Below are 9,431 nucleotides of genomic sequence, written 5' to 3'. Positions count from 1 at the left end.
AGCGGTGCGCTCGTCCTCACGGGGTGCGTGCCCAACGCCGGGGCCGGCGTTGCCCAGGCGCTGACCGTGACCAGCTCCGCCGACGACTGCGTCGTGAACACCGACTCGGTGCCGAGCGGCCCGATCACCTTCACGGTGGAAAACACCGGCGACACCGTGACCGAGTTCTATGTCCTCGCCGACAACGAACTCAGCATTGTCGGCGAGGTCGAAAACATCGCCCCCGGCGCGAGCCGTGACCTCACGTTGGTCGCCCAGCCCGGCAACTACTTCACCGTCTGCAAGCCCGGCATGGTCGGCTCGGGAATCGGGCAGAAGCCCTTCACCGTGACCGGTGACACGGTCGAGCTGAACGCGGACGACGCCGAGGCGCGCGACGCCGCCGTGGCGAACTACACGGCCTACGTGAAGACCCAGGCCGCGGAGATGGTGCCCCTGGTACAGTCCTTCGTCGACGCCTACGCGGCCGGAGACGACGCCGAAGCCCGGCGCCTGTTCCCCCTGGCCCGCGTCAACTACGAGCGGATCGAGCCCACCGCCGAGCAGTTCGGCGATCTCGACCCGAAGATCGACTACCGCAAGCCCGGGGCCGAGGCCGAGGGGCTGGACTTCACCGGCTTCCACCGGATCGAGATGGACCTGTGGCTCGACGAGGCCAAGAAGAACTACCCCGGGGAGACCCTCACCGCGCTGAGCCCGGAGGAGCGCGCGGCGGTCGGCGATCAGCTCATGGCCGACATTACGACGCTCTACGACCTGGTGCACGGCGATGACTTTGCGCTCACGCTCGGGGACATCACCAACGGCGCGGTTGGCCTGCTCGACGAGATCGCCGCCCCCGACGGCAAGCTGCCCGGCGAGGAGAACGAGTTCGCGCACACCGACCTGTCCGACTTCGTCGCCAACGTCGAGGGCGCGCAGGTGGCCTATCAGTCCGTTCGCGACATCGCGGTGGCGACCGGCGAGGCGGGGGAGGAACTGACGGGCGAGCTCGACACGCAGTTCCAGGCCATGCTGGACCTGCTGGCCAGTTACGAGACGGCCGACGGGGTCTACGTCGACTACAGCACGGTGGACCAGGAGGCGCGGAACGAGCTGGGCGCCCAGCTCAACGCCCTCAGCGAGCCGCTGTCCCAGCTGACGCACACGGTGCTCGGGATCAGCGGTGCCTAAGCAACGCCCCGACGGTCCGGACGCCGCCGAGTCTCCTGACTCGGCGACGTCCGGCGACGCCAGCGGCTCCGGCGTCAGCCGACGGGGCTTTTTCGGCTTCGCGGCGGTCGGCGCCGCGGGCCTCGCCATCGGCGGCGCCGGGGGCGCGGTCACCGCGAACGCCCTCGGCCGGGCGGCAGCCCCGGCCAGCGGGCAGCAGATTCCATTCCGGGGCGCGCACCAGGCCGGGATCGTGACCCCGGCCCAGGACCGCCTGCACTTCGCCTCCTTCCAGCTCCTGCGTTCCACCGACCGGGCGGGCCTCGTTGCGCTCCTGCGGGACTGGACAGAGGCCGCCGAGCAGCTCACGCGCGGCCGCGACGTGGGGGAAACGGGGGCTGTCAGCGGCCCCCCGCTCGCCCCGCCGGAGGACACCGGCGAGGCCCTCGGGCTGAACGCCGCCAACCTCACCCTCACCTTCGGCTTCGGGCCGGGCCTGTTCGAGAGCGAAGACGGGACCGACCGCTTCGGGATTCGCGACCGCAGGCCCGCCGAGTTCGAGCCGCTGCCGAGCTTCGCCTTTGACCTGCTTGAGCCGGAACTGACCGGGGGCGACCTCTGCGTGCAGGCCTGCGCCGACGACCCGCAGGTGGCGGTGCACGCGATCCGCAACCTCAGCCGGATCGCGATGGGCCGGGCGCGGATCCGGTGGAGCCAGCTCGGCTTCGGCCGGACGGCCTCCACCTCGACCGCGCAGGACACCCCTCGGAACCTCTTTGGATTCAAGGACGGCACCGCAAATCTGATGGCCGAGGAGACGGACGAGCTGCCCCGGCACCTCTGGGTGCCGGAGGACCACCCGCAGGCCTGGATCCGCGGCGGGAGCTACCTCATCGCCCGCAAGATCGCGATGACGATTGAGACCTGGGACCGCGCGTCGCTGCGGGAACAGGAGCAGATCGTCGGGCGCACGAAGGGGGAGGGCGGGCCGCTCTCCGGCGGCGGCGAGTTCGACTCCCCGAACTTCGCGGCGTTCTCCTCGGACGGGGGGCCAGCGATCGCGGTCGACGCCCACGTGCGGCTGGCCCACCCCGACAGCAACGGCGGGGTGCGGATGCTGCGGCGCGGCTACAACTACGTGGACGGCAACAACCCCCTCGGCCAGCTGAGCGCGGGGCTGTTCTTCATCTGCTTCCAGAACGACCCGGCAACCTTCGTTCGGGTCCAGCGCGCGCTCAAAACCGACACCATGAACGAGTACCTGCGCCACATCGGCTCTGGAATCTGGGCGGTGCCCCGCGGAATCGCCGCCGGGGAATTCGTTGGGCAGGCGCTGTTCGAGTGAGCCGCCGGGGGCGGCCCCGGCGGGCGACACACCCCGCGAGCCCTACACTGGAGGGGTGATGAGACACTTCCTTCGTGACGATGACCTTTCTCCCGCCGAGCAGACCGCGATCCTCGACCGCGCCATCCGCCTGAAGCGAGAGCGATTCTCGGAGCGACCCCTGGAAGGCCCGAAGACCGTCGCCGTCATCTTCGACAAGACGAGCACCCGCACCCGGGTGAGCTTCTCGGTCGGGATTTCAGACCTCGGCGGCGACCCGCTCATTATCGACTCCGGTGTTTCGCAGATGGGCGGCAAGGAGTCCATCGAGGACACCGCGCGCGTGCTGTCCCGCATGGTCGAGATGGTCGTTTGGCGCACCGCGGCCCACGGTCCGATGCGGCAGATGGCCGAGCACGCGACCGTGCCCGTCGTCAATGCCCTCACGGACGACTTCCACCCCTGCCAGATCTTGGCCGACCTGCTCACGATCCGCGAACACAAGGGCGAGCTGCGGGGCCTCACGGCGGCCTACCTCGGCGACGCCGCCAACAACATGGCGCACTCCTACCTGCTGGGCTTTGCGACCGCGGGCATGCACATCCGCGTGGCCGGCCCCGAGGGCTACCAGCCCAACCCCGAGTACGTCGCGGATGCCGAGCGCATCGCCGCGGACACTGGGGGCAGCGTCACCGTGACGGCGGACCCCGTCGCGGCGGCGGCCAGCGCCGACATCATCATTACCGACACCTGGGTCTCGATGGGGCAGGAGGCCGAGAAGGACGCGCGGCTGCGCACCTTCGGCGACTACCAGGTGAACGAGGCCCTCATGGCGGGGGCGAAGGATGACGCGATCTTCCTGCACTGCCTGCCCGCCTACCGGGGCTTCGAGGTCAGCGAGGGCGTCATCGACGGCCCGCAGTCCGTCGTCTGGGACGAGGCGGAAAACCGCGTCCACGCCCAGAAGGCCCTCATGTCCTGGCTCCTCGAACAGGCCTAACGCAGCCACCCACCCCTCCCACGATGCCCCCGCGCCCGCACGGCGCACCCCGACCGCCCGGCTCCGCCGGGCCGGGACCCGGCGGGGCCCGTGGGCACCCCAACACCCCGAACTCCCGTGAGGAAGAACATGACCGACAACACCGAGAACCGCGCAGGCGAAGCCGGAGCCCTCTGGGGCGGCCGCTTCGCGAGCGGCCCCGCCCCCGCGCTGCAGGCACTCAGCAAGTCCACGCACTTCGACTGGATCCTGGCCCAGTACGACATCCGCGGCTCGAAGGCGCACGCGTCCGCGCTGGCCTCCGCCGGGTATCTGTCCGCCGAGGAACTGACGGCAATGCGCGCGGGCCTCGACCAGCTCGCCGCCGATGTGGCCGCGGGCGCCTTCGTCGCCGCCGAGGACGACGAGGATGTGCACTCCGCCCTGGAGCGCGGCCTCATCGACATCGTGGGCGTCCAGCTCGGCGGCAAGCTCCGCGCGGGCCGCAGCCGGAACGACCAGATCGCCACGCTCGTTCGGCTCTACCTGCTTGACCACGCCGCCGCGATCCGCGAGCTGGTCCTCGACCTGCTCGAGGCGATTCACGCGCAGGCGTTGGCCACCCCCGGCGCGATCATGCCGGGCCGCACCCACCTCCAGCACGCGCAGCCCGTGCTCCTCGCGCACCAGCTCGGCGCGCACGCCTGGCCCCTGGTCCGGAACCTGGAGCGGCTCCGGGACTGGTCTGTCCGGGCCTCCGCCTCGCCCTACGGCGGCGGCGCGCTCGCGGGGAGCTCCCTCGGGCTCGACCCGTCCCTCGTTGCCGCTGAGCTCGGGCTCGGTGCCCCGCTGGAGAACTCGATCGACGGCACCGCCGCACGCGATGTGGTCGCCGAGTTCACCTTCATCTGCGCCCAGATCGGCATCGACCTGTCCCGGCTCAGCGAGGAAATCATCCTCTGGAACACGAAGGAGTTCGGCTTCGTCACCCTGCACGACAGCTTCTCCACGGGCTCCAGCATCATGCCGCAGAAGAAGAACCCGGACATCGCCGAGCTCGCCCGCGGCAAGTCCGGACGCCTGATCGGGAACCTGACGGGCCTGCTGGCCACGCTCAAGGCGATGCCGCTGGCTTACAACCGCGACCTGCAGGAGGACAAGGAGCCCGTCTTCGACTCGGTCGACCAGCTGGAACTGCTGTTGCCCGCCTTCACCGGGATGGTCGCGACGCTCACCTTCCACACGGATCGCCTCGCCGAGCTGGCCCCGCAGGGCTTCTCGCTCGCGACGGACGTTGCCGAGTGGCTCGTCAAGCAGGGCGTCATCTTCCGCGACGCCCACGAGATCTCGGGCGAGCTCGTCCGCTACTGCGAGGAGCGCGGCCTGGAACTGCACGAGCCGAGCGACGAGGAACTGCTGACGGTTTCCGAGCACCTGAGCCCCGCGGTGCGCGAGGTGCTCACGATCGAGGGCTCCGTGAACAGCCGCACCGGCGCGGGCGGCACCGCCCAGGTGCGCGTGACCGAGCAGCTGGACCGCCTGGCCGCCACGATCGCGGCGTTCCGCGCGGCCGCCTAGAGCGTACAGCGCACAGCGCGCCGAGCGCGACGCGGAAGACAGCGGCGCTCGGGAGCAGAACCAAACGGGCCGAGTGGGGAGGGATCCCCCTCGGCCCGGGTCGGAGACCCGCTCGCCGAGGCGATCGCGCCGCTCCTCGGCGGCTCGGCCCGCGGTGTTCCCTTGCTAATATGGGGGCGTGTCTGAAATTGTGAACGAACGCGACGTCATCCTCTCGGGGCAACGGAACGACGACAGCTTTGACTCCCTCTGGGACGAGCTCGTCTGGCGTGGGCTCATCCACGTCTCCACCGACGCCGAGGCGCTCAAAGCGCGCCTCGAGGGCGAGCCGTTCACCTATTACTGCGGTTTCGACCCGACCGCGCCGAGCCTGCACCTCGGCAACCTCGTGCAGATCCTGTTCCTGCGCCGCCTCCAGCTCAAAGGCCACAAGCCGCTCGGCCTCGTCGGCGGCTCCACCGGCCTGATCGGTGACCCGCGCCCGACCGCGGAGCGGACCCTGAACTCCGAGGAGACGGTGGCCGAGTGGGTCGGCTACCTCGGCGCGCAGATCCAGCGCTTCCTGCACGCGGACGGCGACAACGGGGTCCGGATGGTCAATAACCTGGACTGGACCGCGCCCCTCAGCGCCATCGACTTCCTGCGCGAGGTTGGCAAGTACTTCCGCGTCGGCACGATGCTGAAGAAGGACGCCGTGAGCGCCCGGCTGAACTCCGCTGAAGGCATCAGCTACACCGAGTTCAGCTACCAGATCCTGCAAGCCATGGACTACCGGGAACTGTTCCGCAGCTACGACTGCGTCCTGCAGACCGGCGGCAGCGACCAGTGGGGCAACCTCGTCGGAGGCGTGGACCTGATCGGCCGTTCCGAGGGGGCGAGCGTGCACGCGATCGGCACCCCACTCATCACGAACTCCGACGGCACCAAATTTGGCAAGAGCGAGGGCAACGCGATCTGGCTCGATCCCGAGATGGTCAGCCCCTACGCCTTCTACCAGTTCTGGGTCAACACGGACGACGCCGATGTGATCGCCCGGCTCAAGGTCTTTACCTTCCTCGGACGCGCCGAAATCGAAGCGCTTGAGGCGCAGGTTGCCGCCGAGCCCTTCAAGCGCGCCGCGCAGAAGCAGCTCGCCCTCGAGGTGACGAGCCTCGTGCACGGCCCCGCGGCCGCGCAGGGGGCCATCGATGCCTCCGCCGCGCTCTTCGGCCAGGGCGAGCTCGCCGATCTCGGCCGCGACGACCTGGCCGGGGCGATCACCGCGCTGCCGCAGGCGTCGGCCACGGTCGGCACCCCGATCGCGCAGCTGCTCGTGGACGCCGGACTCGTGAAGAGCCTCGGGGAGGCCCGCCGGGCCATCGGTCAGGGCGGCGTCTCCGTGAACAACGCCCAGGTCGGCGCTGAGGACGCGGTCCTGGAGACGGAGCAGCTCCTGCACGGCGAGTTCGCCGTGCTCCGCCGCGGCAAGCGCACGCTCGCCGGCATCATCCGCACGTAACCAACAAGGTCCCGCCACAGAACCGGAGTCACCCGTGAAGATCGCCCTGCTGCAGTCGCAGAACATCCCGCTGGACGTCGAGTCGAACCTCGGCGCGCTGCGGGCGGCTGCCGCGGAGGCGGTCTCGGCCGGGGCCGAGTTGTTGCTCACTCCGGAGCTGTTCGTGACCGGATACGCGCCCCGTGCGTTGGCCGAGTGGTTGACGACGGAGCGCGTCGCTCAGCTCCCGGAGCGCGTGGCGCTGATCGCGGCCGAGCAGGGCATCGCGATTGCCGCGAGCCTGCCCGGCCTTGCCCCCGCTGGGGGCTTCGAGATCACAGCCGAGCTGTGGGATGCGGCTGGCGAGTCCGTGCTGCGCTACGGCAAAGTGCACCTCTGGGACGAAGCGGAGCGCTCGGCGTTCGTGCCGAGTGAGCGCGCGCCCGAGGTCGCCGAGTGGAACGGCCGGACGGTCGGCTTCCAGGTCTGCTACGACATCGAGTTCGCGGAGCCCACGCGGTATTTGGCCACGCTGGGCGCGGACCTTGTCCTCGTGCCCACCGCGATCACGCCGGTTGCCGCCTACATTCCCGAGCTCCTGGTCCGTGCCCGGGCCGCCGAGAACAACCTCGTGGTGGCCTACGCGGATCACGCGGCCACCCCCGGTGAGGGCTTTGCCGGGCTGAGCACGGTCGCCGGCCGGGAAGGGCAGCTGCTCGCGGTTGCCGATGCTGCCCCGGGGCTCCTCGTCGCGGAGCTGCCCGAGGTGGCCCCGCTCGAGGGCGAGGCGGCTGATTACCTGGCCGACCGCCGCCCGGAGCTCTACGCCTCCTGGCCCGCCCGCGCCTGAGCCCGGCTCGGCAGGGCGCGAGATCGCGCGGTTCCCGTCGCGGGGCTGGGGCCGCCCGCTAGAAGAGCGTGATCAGGATGCCGGAGAGGATGAACACCGTCAGTGGGTTCAGGATGACCCCCGCCGCGGTCAGCAGCATCTGGGCCCGGCGGAAGGCGCGGAAGCGAAGCGTCGTCACGATCGACGCGATCACGAGGGCAACCCACAGCACGCCCAGGCCGATCAGCCCGAGCACGCCGAAGAAGCCGGAACCGGTCATGATCAGATGCGTCGCGCCGAAGGAGGCGACCACGATGAGCAGGATGCCGAGGCCCGTGAGGATCTGGGGGAGCGGACTGCGCCGCTCGGGGCGATCGTCAACGATCTGCCATTCCTGAGCGGGGCCTGGCCGGGGACCGGGGGCTCCGTCGGATCCGCTGCCGGGGGTGTGGTTCGGGGTGATGATGGTCACGGGGGGCTCCCTTCCGGGGGTGGGTTCTCGGCACGTGGTTCTATTGAACCCTGCCCGCCGGGGAATTCCCCGGGGAATTCAGCCCGTTCGCTCTCGGCTCATCGCCGCTGGGCGCTCGCGTCGCTACGCTGAGCACACGCGCGGGAGCCGCGCCGCCACAGGAGGGGGACCCCGTGACCGGATCAACCATCACCGGAACGCTGGAGGACTCGGGGCGCACCTTGGTGCTGCGTCGCACCTGTTGGGTCACCGCGGAGCGACTCTGGTCCGCGCTCACGGACGCCGCGGAGTTGGGGCAGTGGTTTGGCACCTGGGCGGGGGACCCGGAGCAGGGGACGGTCGCGGTCACGATGAACGCGGAGCCCGGCGACGCGGCCCCGCAGGACTTCGTCATCCACCGCTGCCGCCCGGGCGAAGCGCTCACGGTCAGTTCCGAGACCGGCCTCGGCACCTGGCGGCTGACGCTGCTGCTCGTCACGAGTGAGGACGGGACCGCGCTGGAGTTCCGCCATGAGGACCTCGACCGGAGCCAACTCGCCCAGATCGGGCCGGGGTGGGAGTGGTACCTGGATCGATTGGCCGCGGTGCTCGCGGGGACACCCCTCCCCGGGATCGCGGAGTTCGAGGCCGCCTTCGGGCCGCAGGGTGCCGCCTACGCGGCACTGCTGACCGACGTCTCCTAAGCGAGCCTCCTCCTCCCGTGTGGCCGGCACCGGTGGAGCGCTGCTCTGGAGGACCCGAGCGCTGCGGTGCGGCGGGGCAGGTTGTCCTCGGGCAGCTTCCGAAGAGAAGCACCAAGGGGGTGGGCTCCTGGGGAGAGGTCCGCAGGCGACGTCCGTCCTCTTCCCTCTGGGCGGGGGAGTCACCCGATGTCCGTCGAAGGTGCGGTGGTCACAAGCGGGGGCCGCTGGCGAGTGGCCTCACCCCGGTCGGGGTGAGGCAGTGCTCGACGAGGCAGCGCTCGACGGGGCAGCGCTCGACGCGGCAGCGCGCTCGACGCGGCAGCAGCGCGGACGCGGGCACCCGGGCGACGAGCGGGGAACCGCGGGGCGTGCGCGGTTTCGGGCCGCGGTGGTCGCCCCGATCCCGGCAGTCACCGCGGGAATCCGCGGGGGTTTCGCGGGAGGCGGCCCGGCGACACGCGCAAGGGGGTTTCGCGTGACTGCGGGATGAACTTTGTGGGGTCCTGGGTTTTATCTCGAAAAGGTCACGGTTGACACGCCCGACCGTGCGGGCCGGGTTTGCGGGTGCCCCCTGGCCTGCGTATAGTTATCTCTTGTCAGCACAACGGTGCGGAACGCGAGAAGCGGGCCGGTCGCAATCGCTGGCCACAATCCTTCACTTCAGGGTTTACGACAAGCGGTTTTCCGCTTCACGGTAAATGCCTGTAAGATGGGACTTCCTCCACGAAGACGTTCACTCGCAAGGGTGGCGCTTTCCACTGTCGCAAGACGGGCCGGATCCGAACAGGGTGCGGGGCTGAGAAGCTGGGGAAACACGGTTTGCGAGAGCGAATCGGGTGTGGTAGGTTAGAGAAGTTGCCCTTCGGAAGCCTTCGGGTGGTACGGCGGGTGTCTGGTCCTTGAGAACTCAATAGCGTGCACAATGTCAAATGCCAAA

8 protein-coding genes are annotated in these 9,431 nt (G+C 70.0%); 7 read left to right on the top strand and 1 reads right to left on the bottom strand.

Annotation, left to right across the window (positions count from 1 at the left end):
- The 6 genes from efeO to OOT08_RS04135 all read left to right on the top strand — a co-directional run.
- Positions 1–1,173, top strand: a 1,173-nt coding sequence (efeO, locus tag OOT08_RS04160) for an iron uptake system protein EfeO (protein ID WP_325091311.1), incomplete at its 5' end; no start/stop codon positions are given.
- Positions 1,166–2,497, top strand: coding sequence for an iron uptake transporter deferrochelatase/peroxidase subunit (gene efeB / locus OOT08_RS04155; protein WP_325091310.1), 1,332 nt, complete (start codon positions 1,166–1,168; stop codon positions 2,495–2,497). The genes efeO and efeB, both read left to right, overlap by 8 nt.
- 55 nt (positions 2,498–2,552) lie before the next feature.
- On the top strand, positions 2,553–3,476 hold the full coding sequence (argF, locus tag OOT08_RS04150; RefSeq protein ID WP_325091309.1) for an ornithine carbamoyltransferase: 924 nt from the start codon (positions 2,553–2,555) through the stop codon (positions 3,474–3,476).
- A gap of 129 nt (positions 3,477–3,605) precedes the next feature.
- The gene (argH, locus tag OOT08_RS04145; protein ID WP_325091308.1) at positions 3,606–5,033 is read left to right on the top strand and encodes an argininosuccinate lyase; all 1,428 of its coding nucleotides are present in this window, start codon (positions 3,606–3,608) and stop codon (positions 5,031–5,033) included.
- A gap of 187 nt (positions 5,034–5,220) precedes the next feature.
- A complete protein-coding gene (gene tyrS, locus OOT08_RS04140; RefSeq protein ID WP_442916197.1) occupies positions 5,221–6,531 on the top strand; it encodes a tyrosine--tRNA ligase in 1,311 nt (436 codons plus the stop codon).
- A gap of 34 nt (positions 6,532–6,565) precedes the next feature.
- The gene (locus tag OOT08_RS04135; protein WP_325091306.1) at positions 6,566–7,360 is read left to right on the top strand and encodes a nitrilase-related carbon-nitrogen hydrolase; all 795 of its coding nucleotides are present in this window, start codon (positions 6,566–6,568) and stop codon (positions 7,358–7,360) included.
- 58 nt (positions 7,361–7,418) lie between these two features.
- Here the strand turns inward: OOT08_RS04135 and OOT08_RS04130 are convergent, their stop codons facing one another.
- On the bottom strand, positions 7,419–7,811 hold the full coding sequence (locus OOT08_RS04130) for a hypothetical protein (RefSeq protein ID WP_325091305.1): 393 nt from the start codon (positions 7,809–7,811) through the stop codon (positions 7,419–7,421).
- A gap of 173 nt (positions 7,812–7,984) precedes the next feature.
- Between OOT08_RS04130 and OOT08_RS04125 the strand changes: the two genes are divergently transcribed.
- The gene (locus tag OOT08_RS04125; RefSeq protein WP_325091304.1) at positions 7,985–8,494 is read left to right on the top strand and encodes an SRPBCC domain-containing protein; all 510 of its coding nucleotides are present in this window, start codon (positions 7,985–7,987) and stop codon (positions 8,492–8,494) included.
- Positions 8,495–9,431 lie beyond the last annotated feature (937 nt).

The organism is Leucobacter sp. M11 (assembly GCF_035726885.1).
Lineage (GTDB): Bacteria > Actinomycetota > Actinomycetes > Actinomycetales > Microbacteriaceae > JAPFRB01.
Note: the sequence above shows the minus strand (reverse complement) of the source record. Positions and strands in the feature narration are given on the sequence as shown.

Bases quoted from the DNA above. Each gene is read 5' to 3' on its own strand.
- argH (WP_325091308.1), top strand. From the start codon at position 3,606: ATGACCGACAACACCGAGAACCGCGCAGGCGAAGCCGGAGCCCTCTGG.